At 44.0% G+C, this 22,919-nt stretch carries 20 protein-coding genes; 14 read left to right on the forward strand and 6 right to left on the reverse strand.

What is annotated here, in order from left to right; translation table 11 throughout:
• Window positions 1-72 precede the first annotated feature (72 nt).
• Window positions 73-1,434, forward strand: coding sequence for a hypothetical protein (locus WD077_11450; GenBank protein MEX0967846.1), 1,362 nt, complete (start codon window positions 73-75; stop codon window positions 1,432-1,434).
• A 264-nt stretch (window positions 1,435-1,698) separates the two neighbouring features.
• Window positions 1,699-2,280, forward strand: a complete 582-nt coding sequence (locus WD077_11455; protein MEX0967847.1) for a S41 family peptidase — start codon at window positions 1,699-1,701, stop codon at window positions 2,278-2,280.
• A 302-nt stretch (window positions 2,281-2,582) separates the two neighbouring features.
• Here WD077_11455 and WD077_11460 read toward each other — a convergent pair whose 3' ends face one another.
• Window positions 2,583-3,203, reverse strand: a complete 621-nt coding sequence (locus tag WD077_11460) for a DUF4136 domain-containing protein (GenBank protein MEX0967848.1) — start codon at window positions 3,201-3,203, stop codon at window positions 2,583-2,585.
• A 172-nt stretch (window positions 3,204-3,375) separates the two neighbouring features.
• Between WD077_11460 and WD077_11465 the strand changes: the two genes are divergently transcribed.
• Window positions 3,376-3,981, forward strand: coding sequence for a T9SS type A sorting domain-containing protein (locus tag WD077_11465; GenBank protein MEX0967849.1), 606 nt, complete (start codon window positions 3,376-3,378; stop codon window positions 3,979-3,981).
• Between the two features lie 122 nt (window positions 3,982-4,103).
• Complete coding sequence (locus WD077_11470; protein ID MEX0967850.1) at window positions 4,104-4,577, forward strand: regulatory protein RecX; 474 nt, start codon at window positions 4,104-4,106, stop codon at window positions 4,575-4,577.
• A gap of 303 nt (window positions 4,578-4,880) precedes the next feature.
• Here WD077_11470 and WD077_11475 read toward each other — a convergent pair whose 3' ends face one another.
• The gene (locus WD077_11475) at window positions 4,881-7,358 is read right to left on the reverse strand and encodes a bifunctional UDP-N-acetylmuramoyl-tripeptide:D-alanyl-D-alanine ligase/alanine racemase (GenBank protein MEX0967851.1); all 2,478 of its coding nucleotides are present in this window, start codon (window positions 7,356-7,358) and stop codon (window positions 4,881-4,883) included.
• 103 nt (window positions 7,359-7,461) lie between these two features.
• Here WD077_11475 and WD077_11480 point away from each other — a divergent pair, with 103 nt between their 5' ends.
• Entirely contained in the window at window positions 7,462-8,343 is an 882-nt protein-coding gene (locus WD077_11480; GenBank protein MEX0967852.1) for a decaprenyl-phosphate phosphoribosyltransferase, read from the forward strand.
• A gap of 60 nt (window positions 8,344-8,403) precedes the next feature.
• On the opposite strand, the gene WD077_11485 is transcribed toward WD077_11480, so the two are convergent.
• A complete protein-coding gene (locus WD077_11485; protein ID MEX0967853.1) occupies window positions 8,404-9,402 on the reverse strand; it encodes a hypothetical protein in 999 nt (332 codons plus the stop codon).
• A gap of 262 nt (window positions 9,403-9,664) precedes the next feature.
• On the opposite strand from WD077_11485, the gene WD077_11490 reads away from it, so the two are divergent.
• The 6 genes from WD077_11490 (at window position 9,665) to WD077_11515 (ending at window position 15,810) form a co-directional block, all read left to right on the forward strand.
• Window positions 9,665-12,154, forward strand: a complete 2,490-nt coding sequence (locus WD077_11490) for a carboxypeptidase-like regulatory domain-containing protein (GenBank protein ID MEX0967854.1) — start codon at window positions 9,665-9,667, stop codon at window positions 12,152-12,154.
• Window positions 12,155-12,233: 79 nt separating this feature from the next.
• Window positions 12,234-13,373 (forward strand): cystathionine gamma-synthase, encoded by a 1,140-nt coding sequence (locus WD077_11495; protein ID MEX0967855.1) that lies wholly within the window; start codon window positions 12,234-12,236, stop codon window positions 13,371-13,373.
• Window positions 13,374-13,379: 6 nt separating this feature from the next.
• On the forward strand, window positions 13,380-14,165 hold the full coding sequence (locus WD077_11500) for a TIGR02757 family protein (protein MEX0967856.1): 786 nt from the start codon (window positions 13,380-13,382) through the stop codon (window positions 14,163-14,165).
• Between the two features lie 345 nt (window positions 14,166-14,510).
• Complete coding sequence (locus WD077_11505) at window positions 14,511-15,044, forward strand: hypothetical protein (GenBank protein MEX0967857.1); 534 nt, start codon at window positions 14,511-14,513, stop codon at window positions 15,042-15,044.
• A gap of 44 nt (window positions 15,045-15,088) precedes the next feature.
• The gene (locus WD077_11510; GenBank protein MEX0967858.1) at window positions 15,089-15,418 is read left to right on the forward strand and encodes a hypothetical protein; all 330 of its coding nucleotides are present in this window, start codon (window positions 15,089-15,091) and stop codon (window positions 15,416-15,418) included.
• Between the two features lie 137 nt (window positions 15,419-15,555).
• Window positions 15,556-15,810: a DNA-binding protein gene (locus WD077_11515; GenBank protein ID MEX0967859.1), complete on the forward strand. Its 255-nt coding sequence runs from the start codon at window positions 15,556-15,558 to the stop codon at window positions 15,808-15,810.
• Between the two features lie 84 nt (window positions 15,811-15,894).
• Here WD077_11515 and WD077_11520 read toward each other — a convergent pair whose 3' ends face one another.
• Window positions 15,895-16,758 carry a universal stress protein gene (locus WD077_11520; GenBank protein ID MEX0967860.1) on the reverse strand — a complete coding sequence of 288 codons (864 nt, stop codon included), beginning with the start codon at window positions 16,756-16,758 and terminating at the stop codon, window positions 15,895-15,897.
• A gap of 189 nt (window positions 16,759-16,947) precedes the next feature.
• Window positions 16,948-18,018, reverse strand: coding sequence for a hypothetical protein (locus WD077_11525; GenBank protein MEX0967861.1), 1,071 nt, complete (start codon window positions 18,016-18,018; stop codon window positions 16,948-16,950).
• A 386-nt stretch (window positions 18,019-18,404) separates the two neighbouring features.
• On the opposite strand from WD077_11525, the gene WD077_11530 reads away from it, so the two are divergent.
• The gene (locus tag WD077_11530) at window positions 18,405-19,958 is read left to right on the forward strand and encodes a hypothetical protein (protein MEX0967862.1); all 1,554 of its coding nucleotides are present in this window, start codon (window positions 18,405-18,407) and stop codon (window positions 19,956-19,958) included.
• A gap of 216 nt (window positions 19,959-20,174) precedes the next feature.
• Window positions 20,175-21,191, forward strand: a complete 1,017-nt coding sequence (gene murB / locus WD077_11535; protein ID MEX0967863.1) for a UDP-N-acetylmuramate dehydrogenase — start codon at window positions 20,175-20,177, stop codon at window positions 21,189-21,191.
• Between the two features lie 52 nt (window positions 21,192-21,243).
• On the opposite strand, the gene holA is transcribed toward murB, so the two are convergent.
• A complete protein-coding gene (gene holA, locus WD077_11540) occupies window positions 21,244-22,245 on the reverse strand; it encodes a DNA polymerase III subunit delta (protein MEX0967864.1) in 1,002 nt (333 codons plus the stop codon).
• Between the two features lie 118 nt (window positions 22,246-22,363).
• Here holA and WD077_11545 point away from each other — a divergent pair, with 118 nt between their 5' ends.
• Window positions 22,364-22,807 (forward strand): type I restriction enzyme HsdR N-terminal domain-containing protein, encoded by a 444-nt coding sequence (locus tag WD077_11545; GenBank protein MEX0967865.1) that lies wholly within the window; start codon window positions 22,364-22,366, stop codon window positions 22,805-22,807.
• The last annotated feature ends 112 nt before the right edge of the window (window positions 22,808-22,919 follow it).

Raw genomic sequence — 22,919 nt, forward strand, 5'->3', positions numbered from 1 at the left:
TCGGAATTGTAACTGCCTGATTTGCAATGATGAGGTTTGACGTTAGTCAAAAGTTGAAAAAAAACGAAATCGATGAATAAAGTACTGATTACCTTATTGACAATAATTTCTTTCAGTTGTCAAGGACAAGAAATCGAAAAATACAATCTCGGATTGGAAAATCAAACAGACGAAAAATCACTTTCCGAAGGATGGTTCAAATGGGGGAACTATGAGTTAACAATGGATGAAAATGCTCATTCGGGGAAAAAATCGGGAAAAATCACTTCCGACCCAACAGGAAGTTCCTTTGGTAGCATTGCGTACAAAATACCAGCTAATTATGAAGGAAAGACAATAAAACTTGAGGGTTTTATGAAAATCAAAAATGTTGAAAACGGATTTGCAGGTTTGTTGTTGCGAGTTGACGGCAACGGAAGTTCTCTAGCATTTGACAATATGCAAAATCAAAAAATAACGGGAACTAAAGATTGGCAGAAATACAGTATAACACTTAATTATCCGGAAGAAGCGGAGGATATCTACATTGCGGGAATCTTATCGGGAAAAGGAGAGGCTTGGTTTGATGATTTTGTTTTATCAATTGACGGTAAAAATGTCCAAACCCTGAAAGAAGTAGAAAAAGAGTTATCAAAAGCACAGCTTGATAAGGAATTTGATAATGGGTCTTTAATTGAGCTATCTAATTTGACCACCGAAAATATAGAAAACCTCGAATTGTTAGGCAGAGTTTGGGGATTTCTTAAATATCATCATCCTGAAATTGCAAAAGGGAACTACAATTGGGACTATGAACTTTTTAGGTTCTTACCAAAATACATTAAGGCAGAAAACACTATCGAAAGAGATAAACGTCTTGTTGAATGGATTGACTCATTTGGTCAAGTAAAAGAATGTACAAAATGTCAGCAGACAGATGAAAATGCTTTTCTAAAACCCGATATGGAATGGATTAACAATCAAAGTGCAGATTTGAAAAACAAATTGCTCTACGTTTATAACAATCGTTCACAAGGCAAACACTATTATATTGGGATGACTGCAAATGTTGGAAATCCTGAATTTAAAAATGAAAACCCATATTCAAATATGACATTTCCCGATGATGGATTTAGACTACTATCGCTTTATAGATATTGGAATATGATAAACTACTTTTTCCCATACAAACACTTAATGGATAAAGATTGGAATAATAAACTAAAAGAATATATCCCTCAATTTATAAATGCAAAAGACGAATTGGAGTATGAATTGGTAGCAGTTCAAATAATTGGAGATATACAGGATACTCACGCAAATCTTTGGGGTGGAGCGGATAAAATTGATGAATGGAAAGGTTCAAAATATCCACCAATACACCTACGTTTTATAGAAAACAAATTAGTTGTAACAGATTATTATAACGAAGAACTTAAAAGCGAAGTTGGTTAGGAAATTGGCGATGTAATTACAAAAATAAATGGCAATCCTATCGACAGAATCGTAAAAGAAAAATCAAGATATTATCCTGCTTCAAACGAACCAACAAGACTACGAGATATTTCGGCAGACCTTTTACGCTCAAACTCGAATAATATTGAAATTGAGTTTGTTTCGGGAAATTCCAATCCTCAAACAAAGATACTTAAACTATACCCAAAAGACAGCCTTGACATTTATCGTTGGTACAGAAAAAGTGATGATAAGTCCTTTAAAATGTTGGATAACAACATAGGTTATGTTACGCTTCAGACAATCAAAGAAGAAGATATTGCACAAATCAAAGATGAATTTAAGAACGCGAAGGGAATCATCATTGATATCCGCAATTATCCGTCAACTTTTGTTCCTTTTAGTTTGGGTTCTTATTTTGTTTCCTCATTGACACCTTTTGTGAAATTTACAAACGGAAATGTTGATAATCCAGGTGAGTTTACGTTTGCAAGCAATTTAGAAATACCAAGTCAAGGTAAAACCTATAAAGGAAAATTAGTGGTTTTAGTCAATGAATTATCTCAAAGTCAGGCAGAATATACATCAATGGCGTTAAGAGCAGGGGATAATACGACAATTATAGGAAGTACAACAGCAGGAGCTGATGGAAATGTTTCAGCTATAATGCTTCCCGGTGGACTAAGGACAATGATTTCAGGGATTGGAGTAAATTACCCGAATGGAGACGAAACCCAACGAGTTGGAATAGTACCCGACATAGAGGTTAAACCAACTATCGAAGGTATAAAAAAAGGAAAAGACGAATTGCTTGAAAAAGCGATTGAAGTGATATTGAACGAATAGAAACCTGCACGCAATTGAGCAGCCAGCCTCGCCAGCGGTAGCTGACGGGGAGAACCTCTCACACCACCCGGTCCTTCCATTTCCGTCAGGATAAACCAAGCGGTTCGTGTACTGGGCGGTTCGTAAAGGAAACAACTACCGCTCTTTACACCAATAGTTGCTTTCCGCTACTTTTAAGATAGGGCAACACAAAGGCTCCCATCGAATTTTCGCTTCACAATACATTCGTCTCAACGGAGGGAACTAAGAATAAAAAACTCGTGAACTTTGTGAATTCTTCGCGCTCTTTGTTGTTAAAATTCTTAGTGATTAACATTTTTTGCTACCGGATATTCCTCGAAAATTTGCTTCACCATACTCACCAGATCAGAATTTGCTGTTTGCGGCTCCACCACGTCTTGTGACCAGCCACGCCAGATAAGTTCATTGCTGCTTTGCCGGATAATATCAATTACTACCTGGCCTTGCGTATATTCAATTTCCTGAATGTGCGTACTCGTAATCCGGCTGATGCCTCCGTAGTGAGGATAATAGTATGTACCATGCCATAAGCCTGGAGTATAACCCGTATAATAATAGTCATACGTACTATAGAGCGGTTGTGTGGTTATAACCTGTTCTTCCTTATCTTCAAAATTCAGGTGTAGCAGCAGAAGTATATCCGGATTTTCAGTATTCAATTCATAGCCCCGTGATTCCATTTCCTGGTTCGCTGCTTCTATCAGGTTTTGCTCTACTATTTCATTATGATACACTGAAGAAATGGAAGTATCGGTAACAGGCAGCCAGGCATAGGTAGAAAACTGGTTGTAATCCAAATCACTAACCCTCTCAGAATACGCGACCGGTCCGGTACATCCTCCCAAAAATAACAGAGCCGGGATCAAATATATGTACAAACAATTCCTGAAATGTACCATCATTTTTCGTTTAAATTAAAGAACAGGTAAAATATTCATCGTGTTTAATTTTTTACAAATTCAAGATTTGCCAATAAATTACCTTTGTCTATTTGTATATTAGCATCCGGAGCCAGTACTTTAATTGATCTTTAAAACTTTAGCCCGCTTTTGGGAGTTACTTAAATAAAATGTCATGATGCGTTACTTCTGGCTCTTCGTTTATTTAATGGCGTCTGTAGTTCCTGAAGGAATGGCGCAGGAATCCTTTCTCTGGGATTTCCGTGCGTATCAATCTGGCAGTGAGGTGCAGTTGGTATGGACTATACGGGGTGGCAATACTTGCTTCGGCACTATCATAGAGCGTGCTGAGGATGGTGAGACGTTCGCTGAAATTGGCGAAATAAGCGGCATCTGCGGCAGCAATGAAGGAGATGAAACCTACACCTTTACAGATAGTACGCCCGCCAAAAATTCCTTTAATTATTACCGCCTGCAGTTTGGAGGAGTGGGAACTTCTGACACTCAGACCGTAGAGTTCCTTGTGCTGAAGGAGGCCGGGTTTGTCATTATCAATAATCCGCTGCTGACTGCTTCATTTATTCAATTTCCTAATCCCACCCAGGCCTTGCACCGGCTGAGGGTATCCGACCTCTCTGGAAAATTACACCTCACGAAAGAGACGGAAACCAGACGAATCAAGATTTCAAGGGGCGAATTACAAGGCGGATTGTACATTCTTGAATTAAGCAGCCCGGGAATAAACGGCCAATCCTATTTTGGAAAGTTGCTCGTAAAATAAGTTCGATTGCGGCAAAATATCCGGAAACGTCAATACCTTAAAAATATCCGCACGCTATATTCGCGTTATGCAAAGCCTGTTAAATATGCCTTCCGGCTGAAAAATACTAAGCAAGTAAAACCGTGACATTCCCGGCCAAATACACTCCGTCCATAGCCCTTTCCAAACTGCGCAAATACTGTAGTTATCAGGATCGCAGCCATTTCGAAATAAAAAAGAAACTCGAAGATTGGGGCTTTCCCTTTTATGAAGCCAACCAGCTCGTGGTGCATCTTATAGAGGAAGGTTTCTTAAATGAAGAGCGCTTTGCCCGTTCGTATGTGCGGGGCAGGTTTCGAATGAAAGGCTGGGGGCGCAACAAGATCCGGCAGGGTCTGAAGCAGCGATATATTTCTGACAACCTCGTGGATATTGCCTTTCAGGAAATAGACGAGCAGGAATATGAGGAAACGCTGCGAAAAACCATTGCCGCCAAAAGAAAATCTATAAAAACCGAGAATGAATTCGTGAGAGATCAGAAACTGGCTCAGTTTGCCATTCAGCGCGGGTTTGAACCTTCTTTGGTTTGGGAGTATATCAAAGAAATTAAAGATTAGTAATTGGCGCGATTAATTGGTATTCACTTTAATTTAATGGAAGAATTTGCTGTATTCTTTGCCACCTGTGAATTGATAGCCGTCTGAAGTTTTGAAACCCTCTGACGGCTAACAAATCAAGGGAAAAACAAGGTTGGGTTACTTTTATTTACACGATTAGTAAGGTCTTAAAGGAATGGAAATAAGGTTATTGAACATAGTGGTTTTTTTACCAATAGAAATAAAAACAATCGGGATGCGACAATTAATCATTTCGTAAATTCAATTAACGAATTATTTCATTTTAAAAGATTATACAAAAATTTACTCCGAATAATATATCCTTTTAACGCGCTGAGAGACGCTTGTTAGTATTTCATAAGGTATGGTTCCCAGCAATTCCGCCATTTCCTGCACAGGATGTTCCGCACCAAAAATCACGACTTCTTCTCCCACTTCTGCCTCTATTCCGGTAACATCAATCATGGCCATGTCCATGCAAACATTTCCTACGATAGGTGCCGTTTTTCCCTTAATGCTCACGCTGCCCCGGCCATTGCCGAGCAGGCGGTTCAGGCCATCCGCATAGCCGATGCCGATCGTGGCAATACGGCTGTCGCGGTTCAGTTTTCCCTTTCTCGAATATCCTATTGTCTCCCCGGCCTTTACCTCCCGTATCTGGCTGATAGTGGAGATGAGTGTACTCACATTCCGGAGTTGCGGCTGCAAGATTCCGGTGCTGTCAATTCCATAGAGGCCGATCCCGGGTCGAACCATCTCCATCTGGTATTGCGGAAAACGGACAATGCCGCTCGTATTAAGCGCATGACGAAGGAAATCGTAGTCGAGGCGTTTCCGCAATTGGCTGCAAATCTCCTTGAAATTCTGTATTTGTTGTTCCGTGAAGGCATCATTTTCCGGCTCATCACTTGCCGCCAAATGCGTAAAGACCGAGGCCACCCTGACTTGCGGATGCGCGATTATAACTTCGGCCAGCGCCTCTATATTTTCCGGCTCCACGCCCAGACGGTGCATGCCGGTATTAATCTTCAGATGTACGAAATAGAGGGGATTTGGCTCCTCTGAGAGATGCGATGCTGCGGCCACGGCAAATTGCTGCAACTGCTCCACCGAAAATATCTCCGGTTCCAGCAGGTGTTGCAGCATTGCATCAAATCCTGAAGGTTCAGGATTCATGACCATAATTGGAAGGTGGATGCCCGCCTGCCTGAGTTCAACACCTTCATCAGCATACGCTACGGCCAGGTAATCTACCTGATGGAACTGAAGCAGGTTAGCTATTTCATAAGTGCCACTGCCATAGGAAAATGCCTTGACCATCGCCATTATGCGGGTATTGGGTTTAAGCAAGGAGCGGTACACGTTGAGATTATGGACCATTGCGTTCAGGTCAATTTCCAGGCGCGTCCGGTGCTGTTTCTGTTCCAGCAACCTGCTTATATCTTCGAAATGAAATGGCCGCGCGCCCTTGAGCAGAACTGCTTCATCATGGAAGGAAAAGCTGTTAAATCTTGAAATAAAGGATTGTGTAGTGGTAAAAAATTCAGCCTTTAATTCAAACAGATCCTGGTGCCGGTTTATCTCCGGGCCAATGGCAAACAATCGGGAAATCCCTTTTTCTTTCAACAAAGTTGCCACCTCAGTGTAGAGCTCACTGCCCGCTCTTCCGCTCTGAAGAATATCTGACAGGATCAGCGTTTTCCTCCGTTTCTGCTCCTGCTGGTTCAGGAAGTCGAGCGCCAGGGCCAGCGATACAAGATCAGAATTGTAATAGTCATTCAACAGCAGGCAGCGGTTGATTCCATGCTTCAGTTGCATCCTCATCTCTACGGGCTGCAAAAACCGCATCCGCGCTGCAATGGTCTGGTTATCATATCCCAGATGCAACATCAGCAGCCAGCAGTGGCAGGCATTTTCCTGTGCCGCCTTATCAGCAAAAGGAATCGTGATCTCCACTTTCTGCCCTCGAAAATCTCCGATTATCCGAGAATCTGTATTTTCAATTTTAATATTGAGGATACCGAGTGTTGAAGATTTATCGCTGCCCCAGGTTAATCTTTTTATATCAGGTAAATAATTTTTTACGGCCTGATGAACAGTTTCCTGATCACTGCAATAGATCAGTATTCCGGCATGGTTAAAGAGCTTCAGCTTTTCACGGACCTTTTGATCCATGCTGCTGAACTGCGCCTGGTGCGCTTCTCCCAGATGCGTGAAGATGCCAATGGCAGGCCTCACCACAGGCTCCAGTTTCTGCATTTCTCCCGGCTGGCTGATGCCGGCTTCGATAAGTGCGAATTCGTGCTCCGGCATCATTTGCCAGACTGACAGCGGCACGCCCACCTGTGAATTGTAGCTCTTGGGGCTGCGCACCACGTTCCTGTCAATTGAAAGCAACTGGAAAAGCCATTCCTTTACGATGGTCTTGCCATTGCTGCCGGTAATTCCCACCACCGGAAAACTAAACTGTTGCCGGTGATGAGAGGCCAGCGCCTGTAATGCAGCAACGCTGTCCCGGACTACTATAAAGGCCGCATCTCCTGTGGCAACCGCTTCATTTTCAACGACAAAAAATTTTACTCCTTTTTCTACTAATGAAGGAATATAGCGGTGGCCATCGCCAGCCTGGGTTTTAATGGCGAAGAAGAGTACACCTCCGGGCGCGCTGAGCCTACGGCTGTCTGTGAGCAAATGAGTAACGGCAAGGGAATTCAGTTGCGGGTCCCTGTCCAGGAGGCGGCCCTTTACAATGGTGGCAATTTCGGGGAGGAGATAAGGCATAATGTGCAGGCGAATTTCGGCAAAAGCAAGGGTTTACGGATGGATTGCAGCAATTTCGCGACCTTGCGCCAGCTTTTACCCCATCCAATTTTCCTGAACCGTTATGGCCACGATCAGCACTTATTTAAAACTGCTTCGCGCTAAGCAATGGGTGAAGAATGGTTTTCTGTTCCTGCCTTTGTTTTTTGACCAAAAAATTACGGACACGCACTGCCTGCTTCTCACGCTTCTGGGTTTTGTTGCATTCTGTCTCTTTGCCTCCGCCATATACATTCTTAATGATTACAATGACATTGCGAAGGACCGTCAGCACCCAGAGAAGCGATTCCGGCCGCTGGCCTCAGGAGCCGTGGAAACAAAAGCGGCCTGGGTTACGATGATCATGCTTTTTGCAGTAGCAGTAATAATTTCCCTGTGGCTGCCGCAGGCTTTCCTGATGATCGCACTCAGCTATGTGATCCTGAATATATTCTACAGCTTTTACCTGAAGCATGTCCCGATCCTGGATATTACGCTCGTCTCAATGGGTTTTATTCTCCGGGTATTTGCAGGTGCGGTAATCTGTGCAATTGTCCCATCCATGTGGCTGGTTACCATGACGTTCCTGCTGGCACTGTTTATAGCGCTGGCAAAGCGCAGAGACGATGTGCTTATTTTCCTTGAAAGCGGAAAGAAAATGCGAAAGGCAATAGAAGGATATAATATTGAATTCCTCAATATCGCAATGGCCGTTATGGCTGCGGTGATCATTGTAGCGTACCTCATGTACACCACTTCAGAATTGGTAATGGCGCGGTTTGCTACTCATAGCCTATATTTCAGTACCATATTCGTGATATTAGGACTTTTGCGTTACCTCCAACTTGCTTTCGTTGAAAAAACCACCGGCTCACCCACAGATCTGGTTTATAAAGATTTGTTCTTACAATTGATCCTTATTGGCTGGGTGGGATTTAATGCCGTGATTATTTATTTTATAAAATGAGCGGGTCCGCAATTGATTTGCCTCCGCAACTATTCAAGCTGACTGTAAAGAAAAAGAATCTCAAATCTGGCCGGTGGCGATATATTGCCATTGAAAATAAGCAGCAGATAAGATCAGCAAAAGAAACAACGCTGTGCGGAACCATCCCGGCTTATCGCGATTGAAAAGAGGCACCAGGAAAACGGTAACCGGAAAGCTGAAAAAATATAGATAAAACAATTTTTCTCCCTGAATAAACAATACAGGTATTAAAAGAATGAGCAGAGAATATTGTGTATGGCTATAGTAGCGTTTCAACTTTATCACATAGCTGCCACTGTTTTTATGTATTTCAAAATATCCATATATAAGCAGGAGCACAATGTACCCGATCAGCGTCCACTCCATAAGGCTGAAATCCATGGTCAGATTTAACTCAGGGAATACGCTTCTGAGGAGCGTGGTATATTCAAAAAGACGATCCTGGTAATAAAAGTAAATCCCCAGGAAATAGAAGGGCATCACGAAAGCAATAAGAATAATAGCTATTTCTCGCCATCCGGCACGGGCAAAGAGGATGAGCCCCACCAGCACTACAGCCAGGAAAATTGTCGCAGGCCAATAAAGCATTGCACTGATGCCCAGGAAAAAGCTGGTATAAAAAAGTCTTTCAGAGGTAATATTGCTGAGCGGCAAAAGGAATAGTTCCCTGATGGCCAGCAATACAAAGAGGTAGGAAAGCATAACAGGAGTAAGGATCAGCGATGCCGGAAGCAGGCTGGTAACCGTGATAAAGAGGAATCCCGGGATGAAGGTCTGCCGCTCCGTGAGCTGAAACCGGGTATGAATATGATTTACCAGAAGCGCCTGAGCATACACAAGCAGGATTGCCTCCAGCGCCCTCACCCAGCCCGCCTGCATTAGTATCAGATTATGGAGCCAGTTGCCGGCAAGTGCATTGGTAAAAAAAGCCTGCTCCGGAAAGGGCACAACAAAAAACAGCCCTTTGAGCAGGAAAGCATAAAGGAGCAGGTACAAGAAAACGAGTGGATGCGAAGAGCGGAATAATCTAAATATCAAAACCTGGTAATTCCTGCCTGAACAGGGATTAAATTAAGGAACCAAAGGTAATTCAAGTTCATCCATTGACGCTTTTTTGAAAAACGAAGAGATGATTTGAGTCTTTAAAAGCGAGTTGCGAAGCGGCACTTTGTTAGCATCAAAAGCAGTACTTCCGGCTGGACTGAAAATAGCCGGCTTCTTTCAATTGGCAATAATTCATGGGCCTGCCAGTTATCTTTGCCAGTTCTTAATGGGATTTTAAGCACTCCCGGTATAGTGGATGAGATATATTTTATTTTCCGTAATAATTTCCTTCAGTAGTTTTTTTCATTTTGCCAATGCACAAAATGCAGTGGTAAAGGGTGTGGTGACCGACAGTACGGGCAATTACCTTCAGGATGTGAATGTAGTACTGGCCGGAACCAAACGGGGCACAAGCACCAACAGGCAGGGCGAATATGTACTGATGATCCCGGCAGACCAGCCCGTAACGCTGATCTTTTCCTACCTCCAAAACCTGAAGCCTTACAGTATGGAGCCCCTGAACCCTGGGGAAGAACGTGAACTGAATGTAATATTCAGCAGCCAATTGAGCCTCCGGCAATATGAGATCAAAGAGGAATCGGGCAGAAGCAAGATAATGATGAAGAAAATTGACCCGAAAATAATCTCTCATATTCCAACGGCTTCAGGGAATCTCGAAAGCATCCTTAAAACTTTGCCAGGCGTAAGTTCAAACAATGAGCTTAGCAGCACCTATTCCGTTCGTGGTGGCAATTACGATGAAAATATCGTTTATATAAATGATGTGGAAATATACCGTCCATTCCTTGTGAGAGCCGGGCAGCAGGAAGGAATGAGCATCATCAACAGCGCCCTGGTAGAAAGCATTGAATTTTCAGCGGGCGGATTTCCTGCGCGGTATGGCGATAAGCTATCTTCTGTACTTGACATCGAATATAAAAGACCTCTGAAATTTGGCGCCAGTGCCGAGGCCAGCCTGTTGGGTGCCAACGCCCATGTAGAAGGCGCTTCAAAGGATTACCGCTTCACCTATCTTTTGGGAGGTCGCTACAGGAGCAACCAATATCTCCTCAACAGCCTGGAAACACAGGGAGATTACCAGCCTACTTTCGGAGATGTGCAGGGATTTTTCACCTACCATATTACTCCTGAATTTGAAATTAACTGGCTCACCTATTATGGCAGCAATCAATTCAGGCTGATACCGGAATCGCGTGAAACAACCTGGGGCACGGCAGAGGTGGTGCTTCGATTAAATATATTTTTTGATGGCCAGGAAATAATGGCATATAAAAGCCTTCTGAATGCCGTTACGGCCAAATACCAGCCTGACCCGAAAACTGAACTGACCCTGACTGGCTCGGCATATCAGACGAGTGAACAGGAGTATTTTGACATCGTAGGCCAGTATTTCCTCGATCAGCTCGAAACCGATCCGGGATCGGAAAATTTTGGCGGTGTAAAATATAGCTTGGGTTCAGGAGCCTACCTGGACCACGGAAGGAATAATCTTTACGCTAATATTTATAACATTGAACACAGAGGCCACAGGAATACAGGAAACTTCTGGGACTTGCGCTGGGGCCTGAAATACCAGCATGAGATTATTGAAGATGAACTGCGTGAATACCGCTACCTGGATTCGGCTGATTACTCTGTGCCCGTGGCCACCGGAGATGAACTGACTGTGGAGAGCTTTGTGAAAAGCCGCATCAACCTCAGCTCTAACCGGTATAGCGGCTTTCTTGAGAATACCTGGGAATTATCAAAGGATTACAATTCATTTCTTACCGGAGGTGTACGGGCAAATTATTGGGATTACAATGAAGAACTGATCATTTCACCACGGCTCCAGATGGTGATTGAACCCAATCGCAGGCACAACACTGCCATTATCCGGCAGGGTCAGCCGGATAGCCTGTTAAAAAACAACGTACAGTTGAGAGCCGCAACCGGGCTGTATTTTCAGCCGCCATTTTACCGGGAGTTGCGCAGCAAAGAGGGAACACTGAATCCTGAAGTGCTTTCGCAAAAATCGTATCATGCGGTAGTTGGGGCGGAGCTGATATTCAAACTATGGGAAAGATCATTTAAATGGACAAGTGAGATTTACTATAAATATTTGTGGGACCTGATCCCTTATGATATTGAGGATGTCCGGATCCGGTACACGGCAAAAAATGAAGCCGTGGGATATGCTGCCGGGCTGGATATGCAGGTCTATGGCGAATTTATCGAAGGGCTGCCTTCATGGTTCAGCTTCAGCCTGATGAAAACACAGGAGAAGATGGCGGATGACTTTTTTGTAGAGGAGGATACCACGTATGCGAATCCCGGGTATCTTCCTCGGCCTACCGACCAGCGTTTCACATTTGCCATCCTTTTCCAGGACAACCTGCCGATGAATGAGGACATAAAGGCCCACCTGAACCTGGTGTATGGACACCGTCTGCCCTATGGCCCGCCTGCCTTGCCGCAGTTTCGTAACCTCTTGCGGATGCCTCCCTACAGACGAGTGGATGTGGGATTCAGCTATCAGGCATATTCAGCCGAAAAGCGCAAGAAAGAAACGGGAGCGCTGAAACATTTCGAGTCCATTTGGTTCTCTGCCGAAATATTCAATGCTTTCGGCATTCGTAACACAATTTCATATATCTGGGTAAAGGATATTCAAAACAATCTGTGGTCGGTTCCCAATAACCTTACTTCGCGCAGGCTGAACCTGCGAATGATCGTCAAAATTTGATTTTTCGCGGCTGCAGTAGGAAGAAACTCCGGCTTTATCCAAACCTTTGCACAACGATCATTTATTGCAAAAACAGATTATGAAATTTGGAACAAAGGTTATACACGCAGGCATTGAACCCGATTCTGCCACCGGGGCCATTATGACGCCCATTTACCAGACCAGCACCTACATCCAGAAGACACCGGGAGACCACAAAGGATTTGAATATTCCAGAACGCAAAACCCGACACGGCAGGCGTTGGAACACAATCTTGCTGCGCTGGAAAATGGAAAAACCGGGATCTGTTTCAGCAGCGGTATGGGCGCTATAGATGCCATTGTCAAACTTCTCAATCCGGGCGATGAGGTAATTGCCACTCAGGATCTGTACGGAGGTTCCTACAGAATATTCAGGCATATATTTATGAAATATGGTTTGAAGTTCCATTTTGTGGATATGCGCGAACCAAAGAACATTGCCGACAAGATCAACAGCAACACGAAACTCATTTGGGTGGAAACGCCAACGAATCCAATGTTGAATATCGTGGATATCGAACAAGCGGTGGAATTGGGACGGGCTGCCAATGCGCTGGTGTGCGTGGATAATACATTTTGCTCGCCTTATCTCCAATTGCCACTTGAATTGGGTGCAGACATGGTCATGCATTCCGCTACGAAATATCTCGGTGGCCATAGCGATGTGGTAATGGGAGCCATCATCACCAGCGATGAAGATCTTGACGAGCGGCTGCGTTTCATTCAAAATAGCTGTGGTGCCGTTCCCGGCCCTCAGGATTGTTTCCTGATGCTTCGCGGAATCAAAACCCTGCACCTGCGCATGCAGCGCCATTGCGAAAATGGTCGCGCCATTGCCCATTTCCTCAAACAACACGCTGCCGTTGACCAAGTCTACTGGCCGGGGTTTGAAGATCATCCGAATCACGACATCGCCAAAAAGCAGATGAAAGATTTTGGCGGTATGGTGTCTTTCTCGCTCCGGCTCAATAATACCGAATCTGCTTTTAAGGTGCTATCTGCCACCCGGCTCTTCGCGCTTGCCGAATCTTTGGGCGGAGTAGAATCGCTCATCGGCCATCCCGCCACTATGACGCACGCCTCTATACCGGCTGAAGAAAGAGCCAAAGGCGGAATCTCTGATTCGCTTATAAGGCTTAGTGTTGGAGTGGAAGATGCTGATGATTTGATTGCAGACCTGGAGCAGGCATTAGGATAGAAAGAATTGGCCCCGCAAGATATTTTAGCGCTCAAGCCATTTCTTGATGCACAGGCAGCGCACTTTAATCACCCCCGGTTCATTCCTGAAGACCCGGTGTCAATTCCCCATCTTTTTACCAAAAAGCAGGATATAGAAATAGCCGGCTTTTTGGCTGCCATCCTGGCGTGGGGACAACGGCCTGCCATTCTCAGAAAATGCGGGGAGTTGATGATGTGGATGGACCACGATCCTCATGAGTTCATGCTGCACCATACCCAGGCCGACCTCACACCTTTCAGATCCTTTCGACACCGCACCTTCAATGGAACGGATGCAATCTGCTTCATCCGGTTTTTATCCTGCTTCTATAAGGTGCATACCTCGCTTGAGGAAGCTTTCACAAGTTCCATTAAACCTGAGGACCAAGATACAAGATCCGCATTGACAGGCTTTCATGAGCAATTTTTTGCTATGGAGGATGCTCCTCAGCGAACGCAGAAACATATCGGTACGCCAGCCAGAAAATCTGCTTGTAAACGGCTGAATATGTACTTGCGATGGATGGTTCGCAACGATGGGAAGGGAGTGGATTTTGGGCTGTGGAAGGGAATCAGCCCTGCGCAACTTGTGTGTCCGCTTGATCTGCATGTAGATCAGGTTGCCCGAGAGCTGGGCCTGCTCTCGCGAAAGCAGAAAGACTGGGCAGCAGCAACGGAACTCACAGCTAACCTGAAACTCCTGGATCCTAGAGATCCGGTAAAGTACGATTTTGCGCTGTTTGGTATGGGAGTCAGCAAAAGGAGCAGTTAGTTCTCATCAAACCATTGATATTATTTTTTACAGGTAGTGAAACTTTCCTATTTCAAATCCTATAATGTAAGAAAATAATAGCTTGATTCTAAACCCTATTTCTTTATAGCATATTCGTTATTTTTAGCCATTGAATGATTTTACGGCACTTTGATAAAGGCTTTCCCAATCCGATCAATAAATTTTCCTATTAAATCTTCTGCATTAAAAGTATTATTCTCATTTTTGCGGTGTAATAATCATCTTTTTTTGTGATGAAAAAATATTCTAAGGCAGATATGTGTCATATCAGAAAGGATTTTTTAGATATTACCTAAGTACCAACCTTAATAACATTGGCAGGAAATGGATAATAATGCGAAGATCAAAGTCAACTTGAACACTCGTGAGTTTGAGATAGAGGGTTCAGAAGAATTTATCAATAGTCACTCACACAAGATCGACTACTTCCTGCACTTTTTAAAAAATCTTCCTCCCCACTTCAGGGAAGCACTAAAGCGGGATGGTGGGAAGAATCTCTCGGCAGCATTGGCTGCTCTGAGTGAAGGAGAAGAGATTGAAAATCAAAATGTCTTGGATAACCTGCCAGATTCTTTTGCCGGTTTTTATGAACAAATGCCGCCAAATGCCAAGGATGTGGATAAGATGCTGGGAGCTGCATATTATATACAGGCAAGAGGTGATAAGAATATATTCACCACCCGCGAAGCATCAAAAACGCTAAAGACACTGGGCGTAAGGTTGTCAAATCCATCCAATGCCGTGAAGCTGAATATGGATGCCGAAAAGATGACGCAGAACGGAAAACGGATCTACCAGGTAACGGATAAGGGAATTGAGCATTTGCGAAGCATCATGTACGGCTCCAGAAACCGGTAATCATCCTGAATCCTCTTCAATAGAATTCATCCGCCAACCTTGCTATGACTTCAACGGCTCTTCTTACGACAGCCGCCTCTCTTATCCGGAATTCTTTCTCACTCGTGGGAGCGTCTGCCGGAAATACCCACAACGAAACCCTTGAGGCGCTTCATGCTGCATTGACTCATCGAATTTCGGAAATGCTGCAAAATGATCCCGGTTTGCTCAGCAATATCCTCTACCGGATTGACGTAGCCGAAACCACCGTGAGAGAGATCACAGAGCGCCAGCCACCAGGAGATGTTCCATTTCAGCTCGCCACCCTCATCATCGAGCGCCAGCTAGAAAAGGCCAAATGGCGGGCGAAAATGAAAGATTCTGCCGGGCAGTAAGGATCTCTTCAGGTTCGTGAAAAAATATCTCCAGGAATTTTTGTTTTTTGACTGTTAAACGACTATATCTTTCACCAAAATTGGCTATATTTGCTCTATTCGTTTTGTAATGCATTTATAACCAAAATATTGGAAATATGATAATAAGATTCGAGGAACTTCGGAAACTCAAGGACAACTTGCCGCATGGCGGAATCAAGCAAATTGCAACGGAACTCGACATTGATGAACAGACAGTAAGAAATTACTTCGGAGGCTACAACTTCACCAATGGAAACTATGTAGGCGTTCACTACGAAAAAGGGCCAAACGGGGGCTATGTTGAACTTGATGACGACCGGATTTACGAGGAAGCCCGTAAACTCCAGCAGCATGAACTTTCCAACGCTTAAAAATGGGACCAACACCCGGTTTTAAAAAAAGGGGAGAAACTTTAAAGTTTCTCCCCTTTTTTGTTGCCTGTGCATTTTCAGTCTCTAATCACGAGACCCTATAGGAACAGAGAGTACCGGAATGAAAGAATGATTGATCAGTCCTTCAGCTACACTTGACTTGAATAACTGGGAGAATCCGCTGCGGCCGTGTGTACCCAGCACCACCATATCAGCATCTATCTCATCCGCAAAGTGAACAATACCCTTCTCCGTAGAAGTATCGTTAAACAATGAAAACGGATATTCTGATGCACCTGCCTTATCTAGGAATTTTCTGATCTGACTTCTGGTTTCTTTCGTTCCGGAAAAAAGACTGGGAGTTACCACCTTCACCAGATGAATATCTGCACCCAGATCTTTCGCAAGCTTTTCAACCTTATGGAAAACCTCCGGGGTTTCTTTCTCGTCAAAATTTGAGGCAAACAGTAGTTTCCTGATCTCACGCTCCACAGGATGTTTGATGGCCAGCAATGGCACTGCTGATTTCCGCGCCACCCGCTCTGCATGGGTTCCTATCAGTTCTTCATCAAACCCACTCGTGCCATGCGTACCCATCACTACAAGGTCCGGTTTGTATTTTTCCATGGCTATGAGAATATGACGGCTTGCATTGCCCATCTCTATTTCATCTTCCACTTCTACGCCTTCCAGGTACGTGGAAATAGTTTCTTCCATCTGGGTTTTGGTTTTTTTCATCAGGGCTATTTTAAAGGGAACCATGCCGCTACCTCCTTCACGCTGCTCTGTAGCCCAGCGGCCTTCTTCGGTAGATTCTTCTATCCCCAAAACATCAATGACGTGGAGCAGATAGATCTTGGCGTTGAGCTTTCTAGCCAGCGTTCCGGCAAACCGGACGGCATAATTGGCACATTCTGAGAAATCTGTTGGGACAAGAATTTTTTTCATTTGGAAAGGTTTTGATTTGTAATTGGACTTAACTGACACAAATCTAAGGCATATTGTTCTGTGTCCTCAACTGAATACTCAAGGAACCTGCTACTGCGCAAAGTGCAACCATCTAAAAGGAAAGGCCCGAAAACAACGAATTAACGCATTGTTCCCGGGCCATTCACTTCCCCGTAAATATTTCTTACTTTATAAACCGGAAGTCGCAGTATCCGATCTGGGTTCGCCACTGGTCTTTCTGTCCAATGATCTTTGATAGGCCACATCCAGAATTTTAACCAATTCAGGCGATCCGGTTTCTTCTTCCTTAAAGCGTGTAAGAAGCATGTCGGCCGATGTGCGATCTGCTTCGCCAAAGCTGGAAAGGACGGTCCTGGCAAGCATAACACTGCGATGCCTGTCTACAAGCTCATTCCCAATTATTTCATAATCAACCCTCTCAGAGGATAGTGAATTAAAATTCGGCTTAGATGCTACCAATCTCCTTCTCAAAAAGTTGATATAGCTGTCAAGAAAAATGTAGTAAGAAGGCGATGCTGTCGCTGTAGGATCATTGATGGCAACATCACTCAGAAAGCTGTAGTATTTCCTGTCTTCACGTGCCACGACTTCATCCTGTTCCGATATTATTTCTTCAAGCCTGTAATTCAGTTTTTCATTGATCCAGAAAAATTTGATCTGTGCCCGTTCGTAATCCACGAAAGCCTCCACTCCCGGAGTCCAATGCTCAAACTGGTCTACATGGCTTTCCAGCAGGCTCAGTTCGTCCTGCATCATTGAGTCCGCAAAATGCCGGAAACTCCTGGAATCCGGAAATTTGTCCCGCGACTGCAGAGCGGCCTGCCTGTTTTCTTCCAGATTCTTAATTTTCAAGTAATTATTAGCCTGGTTTTCTCCCTGGCAGTAATCCATGGTTTTCTTAAACTCTCTGCCAATAAAATTAAGCATCAGGTTATCACCGGGACTAAGGAAGAGTGGCATTGTATGATTGCCATATACCAGAAAAGCAGCGGCAGGCTCAGTCCAGTTAAAGCTGAGTTCAAAATTTCCTCTCTTGCTCACCGTTGTGGAATCCGCAGTTATCGTGTCGAATGTGACAAAATCCTTGATATACCTGATGTAGATTGCGTCAGAAATGTGGTGTTCAATATTTCCCTGGACAGTAACGATAGAGGGAGACAACATGGTAAATCCTTTCTGTGCTTTCACCTGTCCGCCTACAAGCAGGGCAAGCATCGGAATTGTAAGTAATCGGATCATAAGACATTATTATTAGTTGAATGAATGGTGCAACAAGGCGCCTTGTATTTTTTACAGGGCGAAATTATCTTGCGATCCATCCCGGATTTAGCGATTTTTCCCTTCTCTGTCTCACATCTGATAATACATGCATTTTAGAACGTAATTACCAGGCGGTAAAATGGTTTCGGACCAGTACCCCCTCCCACTACTATTGCGTCAAGCTGAGGGATACCTGATCATTTTCATAATGCCAGCATTTTAATCTCAAATTTTTTGACAGATTTTTCGCTCACCGTCTAAACTTTTAGCTTAATTTTCCCCCTGCATTTCATGTTCTCTTGGTGCTAGGACTTTCAAGGGATCATTTAACATCATTCATTTTCAAATAGAAATACTTACAAGCAATGAAAAACTTTATTGGGCTTTTCGGCCTGGCGTTCATCCTTGGGATGAGCATTTGCAATCAGCCTGTTCAGGCACAGTCACCTGATATTAAATGGGGTGAGGTAATTAAGGCGAGTTCCAAATCGCATCTGAGCTACATTATCGGCTCGGACGACCAGGGCTTTTATGCACTTCGAACAAGATCAGGCAATTTGCTGCGCTCTGAAGAGTACAGCATTGAGCGGTTTAACAGCTCTATGAATATGGAATTTTCAAAAGAAATTGAGCTTCCCGAATACAAAGGAGACAAGGTTTCTCTAGAACGTATAATGCTGGCTCAAGACCAACTGGTGCTCTTTACTTCACTCCTCGATAAGAGAAATAATCAATACCTGGCATTTCTTAATCAAGTCTCACCTGATGGTGCTTTAAGCAAGATGAGAACGGTAGACCAAATTGAAGGTGAAAAAAAATTGAAAACCGCAGGATTCAATTTTACCATGAGTGCAGATCAGTCCAAAATTCTGGTGTACCATGATAACCCTTATGACAAGCGCGGGGAGGAATCATTTGCGTTCAAAGTATTAGACAACAATCTGGAAGAATTGTGGCAACGAGACGTCCAACTGCCCTATTCTGATAAAGAAATCGGAATAAGCCAGTACAGAGTGGATAATGATGGAAATATCTACGTACTGGCAAGCCGGAACCTTGCTAAATCAGAAAGAGAAAAAGGAGATGCCAGTCATGAATATATTCTCTTTAATTTTAAAAAGGGAGAAGAGACGCTGACAGAATATAATCTGAACCTTGGTCAGCAAGTTATATCAGAAATAACGATTAACGTTGATAATGAGGAAGGCCAAATCATCTGTGCAGGGTTTTATTCCGAAAGATCTGTTGCCGGACTAAAGGGAACATTTTTTCTGCGGATTAACAGGGAATCCAAGGAAGTGGAGGTACAGAGTGTCAAAGAATTTGACCGGGATTTTCTTGCATTGTTCATGAGCGAAAAGAGAGCAAAGAAAGGAAAGGAGTTGTACAATTATGATCTACACAACCTGATTATCCGGAAGGATGGAGGCGCAGTTTTGGTGGGTGAGCAATACTATGTTCGTGTAAGCACATCTACCAGTTCAAACGGAGTTACCACCACCACCTACCATTATTATTATAATGATATAATCGTTGTTAATATTAACCCTGATGGAGGAATTGATTGGATCAATAAAGTCGCAAAGCGGCAACATTCGGTAAATGATGGAGGCTATTATTCCTCTTATGCCTTGTTAGTTGGAGATGAATCCCTTCATTTTATTTTTAATGATCATAAAAAAAACCAGGAAAATTATGACCTTAAAAAAATTAAGGTTCTAAACAACCCGAGAAAAGGAATTACAACAATTGCGTCTCTATCAGCCGCTGGAGAAGTAAAGAAAAAGCCTTTATTTAATATTAAAGATCAGGATGTAATAACCCGCCCTAAAAGTTGCAAAAGCTTTGGCGACAACCAACTGATCCTATACGGAATAAGAGGACGGAATACCCAGTTTGCATTATTAAGTCTTGAGTAAATATTAAAACTTAAAATAAAAAGCCTGTGAGGATGACCAGATCCATCACAGGCTTTTTATTTTATAATAATCTGGAAAATGTTCCAGGAAATTATTTATACATATATTATTCAATTTCTACAGGAATCACCATTCTTCTTCCGTAGTTCGGCTCGTCAGGAATATCAGTAAGAAGAACCTCTTTACTTTGCACACGCAGTCACTCATTTAATGTTTATGCAAATCCAGGAAAACATCTCGCTTAAGCGCTTTAATACATTTGGCATTGACGTTACCACCCGGTATTATGCAGAGGTGCGGACGGTCCCGGAATTACAATTACTGTTGCGCAATGAAAAATACCGGGCTGTTCCAAAGCTGATCCTCGGAGGCGGCAGCAACCTGCTTTTCACCAAAGACTACGAAGGGCTTGTGATCAGGAATTGTCTGGAAGGAATTGAAAAGCTGAAGGAGGATGAGGAATATGTATGGATAAAAGCGATGAGTGGAGAAGTATGGCATTCCTTCGTGATTTATTGCATTGAGCGAGGCTGGGGCGGAATTGAGAACCTGTCATTAATCCCCGGAACGGTGGGTGCGGCACCGATGCAGAACATTGGTGCCTATGGAGTTGAGCTCCGGCAAACATTTGAGCAACTCGAAGCAGTGCGGCTGGAGGATGGCCGGTTGGAGATTTTTGATGCCGAATCATGCCGGTTTGGATACCGGGACAGCATTTTTAAGAATAAAGCCAAAGGACAATATTTCATCGTATCGGTCAGCCTGAGATTGGCGAAAAAACCGGAATTCAACATAAGCTATGGCGCCATCAGCCGCACCTTAGAAGAAATGGGTGTGAAGGAGCTGACGTTAAGCGCGGTAAGTGAAGCCGTATGCAGCATCAGGCGCAGCAAGCTTCCTGACCCGGCAGTTCTCGGAAATTCCGGAAGCTTTTTTAAGAACCCCGAAATCCCGGATGATCAATTTAACGAGCTGAAAAAGAAATTTCCTGACATAGCAGGTTATGCTGTGGGAGAAGGAAAAACCAAGGTTCCAGCAGGATGGCTTATAGAACAGGCCGGATGGAAAGGCAAGCGAATAGGCGAAACGGGAGCGCACAAAGACCAGGCGCTGGTGCTGGTAAATTATGGGAATGCCACGGGGGAAGAAATCTGGCAACTTGCCAGGCAAATACAACGATCGGTACAAGAGAAATTCGGTATAGAATTGCAGCCGGAAGTTAATGTCGTGTAGGTTTTCTGGCCCGCAATGCTCCCTTCTATCGGAGATCCGAATTTAACACGCTCTATAAAAATAGCAGTTTATACACCAGTTCATCCAGCAATTGCTCTTGCGGAATGCCCGAATTGTTGACTCCTTTGCTACGGAGATCATATTCATTGAGAAGACTGATAGCTCCTGCTGTCCTTCCGCGGTAAGTGTTGGCGGCAGCCGCATAAATATCCTTGACGTAGGGTGATAGCGGCAATTGCGCCAGCACCTCCTGCGCATTCGTAGCGGAATCAATCAAAAATATCTTGCTGAAAAAACCGAAAAGTACCGGAATGATCATCTGGATGGGGTTCGCCCTGGGATTCGCTTTAAAGTAATGAAGAATTTTCGTTGCCTTTGCTACATCCTTCACGCCCAGCGCATTTTGCAATTCAAAAATATTGTAGTCCTTGCTGACGCCAATATTTCTTTCAATGTCTTCTACGCCAATTTGCTTGTTGCCATCCGCACTGATGATAAGTTTCTCCAGGCTATGGTTGATCTTTTCAAGAGATGTTCCGGTGTATTCAGTCAGCAGTTGAGCTGCCTTAGGCGCTATGCGGTAGCCGCGTTTCTTCATTTCATTGAGAATCCATTCCGGCACCTTATACTCATTCAGTTGCTGCGACTCAAAGTATGTAGTATGCTTCTTCACCGCGTTATAAAACTTGGTGCGTTTGTCCAGCTTCTTGTGCTTATAGGCTATCACCAGCAGTGTACTCGGTACGGGCTTCCGGAAATAGGGTTCCAGTTCATCCAGCTTCCGCATTTCCTGGGCTTCCTTTAATATTACTACCTGGCGGTCTGCCATCAGAGGATAGCGCATTGCATAGCTGATGATGGTTTCGGCATCCGCATCCCTGCCATACACTACGGTCTGGTTAAATCCTTTCTGTTCCTCCTGTAGAGCATGGGCCACCACATAGTCAGTGATCTGATCTATAAAAAAAGGCTCGTTACCGAAGAGAAAGTAAATGGGCGCGTACTTTCCCTCCTTCATGGATTTCATTATTTTATCAAAAGTTGCAGCCGCCATAACGCATTATTTTGTGGTAAAATTAATCTGCTTCCTTAAATGGCCACTGTTTTAGCACAAAGACTTATCTACAATTTGGGGAAAGCCTATCGCGGGCAGGTGCGGTAATTTTGCAGTCATGCTCCAACTGAATCTGCCTCCATACGAATACAAGCTCAGAAAAAAGGACGGCCAGCTTTATATCTATGATATGATCAGACGTAAATATCTGGTGCTGACGCCTGAAGAATGGGTAAGGCAACATTTCGTGCATTATCTTGTGGAACACCTGCAGGTTTCTCCATCACTCCTGAGCGTAGAAGGGGGCATCACATACAATAGCCTGAATAAACGAACTGACATCCTGGCTTACAACCGCCAGATGCTACCCCACCTCCTCGTGGAATGCAAATCGCCCGAAGTGAATATTCGCGACAAAACCGTTTCGCAACTGGCTATGTACAATGCTACTGTCAAAACTCCGCTGCTGGCCCTGACCAATGGCATGACGCATCATTTTTTTGAAAAAGCCGCTGGAGCTTATCGCCCGCTCAAAGCATTGCCTCCATTTGTGAAGTGGTAAAATATTGTGTACACCTGTCTTTATCCACTTGGAATGCGCACACTTGCAACCGCTGAATTTCTTCTAATAGCAAAAAGCCCCTGGCAACGTGTGTCGCCAGGGGCTTTTATTT

The organism is Bacteroidia bacterium, from assembly GCA_040880525.1.
Taxonomy (GTDB): Bacteria; Bacteroidota; Bacteroidia; order CAILMK01; family JBBDIG01; genus JBBDIG01.

What these genes read in the sequence shown, in the direction of transcription:
- WD077_11545 (MEX0967865.1), top strand. Translation starts at nt 22,364, where the DNA reads ATGCTCCAACTGAATCTGCCTCCATACGAATACAAGCTCAGAAAAAAG.
- WD077_11450 (MEX0967846.1), top strand. Translation starts at nt 73, where the DNA reads ATGAATAAAGTACTGATTACCTTATTGACAATAATTTCTTTCAGTTGT.
- WD077_11495 (MEX0967855.1), top strand. Translation starts at nt 12,234, where the DNA reads ATGAAATTTGGAACAAAGGTTATACACGCAGGCATTGAACCCGATTCT.
- WD077_11480 (MEX0967852.1), top strand. Translation starts at nt 7,462, where the DNA reads ATGGCCACGATCAGCACTTATTTAAAACTGCTTCGCGCTAAGCAATGG.
- WD077_11505 (MEX0967857.1), top strand. Translation starts at nt 14,511, where the DNA reads ATGGATAATAATGCGAAGATCAAAGTCAACTTGAACACTCGTGAGTTT.
- WD077_11525 (MEX0967861.1), bottom strand. Translation starts at nt 18,018, where the DNA reads ATGATCCGATTACTTACAATTCCGATGCTTGCCCTGCTTGTAGGCGGA.
- WD077_11460 (MEX0967848.1), bottom strand. Translation starts at nt 3,203, where the DNA reads ATGATGGTACATTTCAGGAATTGTTTGTACATATATTTGATCCCGGCT.
- WD077_11455 (MEX0967847.1), top strand. Translation starts at nt 1,699, where the DNA reads ATGTTGGATAACAACATAGGTTATGTTACGCTTCAGACAATCAAAGAA.
- WD077_11490 (MEX0967854.1), top strand. Translation starts at nt 9,665, where the DNA reads ATGAGATATATTTTATTTTCCGTAATAATTTCCTTCAGTAGTTTTTTT.
- WD077_11465 (MEX0967849.1), top strand. Translation starts at nt 3,376, where the DNA reads ATGATGCGTTACTTCTGGCTCTTCGTTTATTTAATGGCGTCTGTAGTT.
- WD077_11530 (MEX0967862.1), top strand. Translation starts at nt 18,405, where the DNA reads ATGAAAAACTTTATTGGGCTTTTCGGCCTGGCGTTCATCCTTGGGATG.
- WD077_11510 (MEX0967858.1), top strand. Translation starts at nt 15,089, where the DNA reads ATGACTTCAACGGCTCTTCTTACGACAGCCGCCTCTCTTATCCGGAAT.
- holA (MEX0967864.1), bottom strand. Translation starts at nt 22,245, where the DNA reads ATGGCGGCTGCAACTTTTGATAAAATAATGAAATCCATGAAGGAGGGA.
- WD077_11520 (MEX0967860.1), bottom strand. Translation starts at nt 16,758, where the DNA reads ATGAAAAAAATTCTTGTCCCAACAGATTTCTCAGAATGTGCCAATTAT.
- WD077_11515 (MEX0967859.1), top strand. Translation starts at nt 15,556, where the DNA reads ATGATAATAAGATTCGAGGAACTTCGGAAACTCAAGGACAACTTGCCG.
- murB (MEX0967863.1), top strand. Translation starts at nt 20,175, where the DNA reads ATGCAAATCCAGGAAAACATCTCGCTTAAGCGCTTTAATACATTTGGC.
- WD077_11475 (MEX0967851.1), bottom strand. Translation starts at nt 7,358, where the DNA reads ATGCCTTATCTCCTCCCCGAAATTGCCACCATTGTAAAGGGCCGCCTC.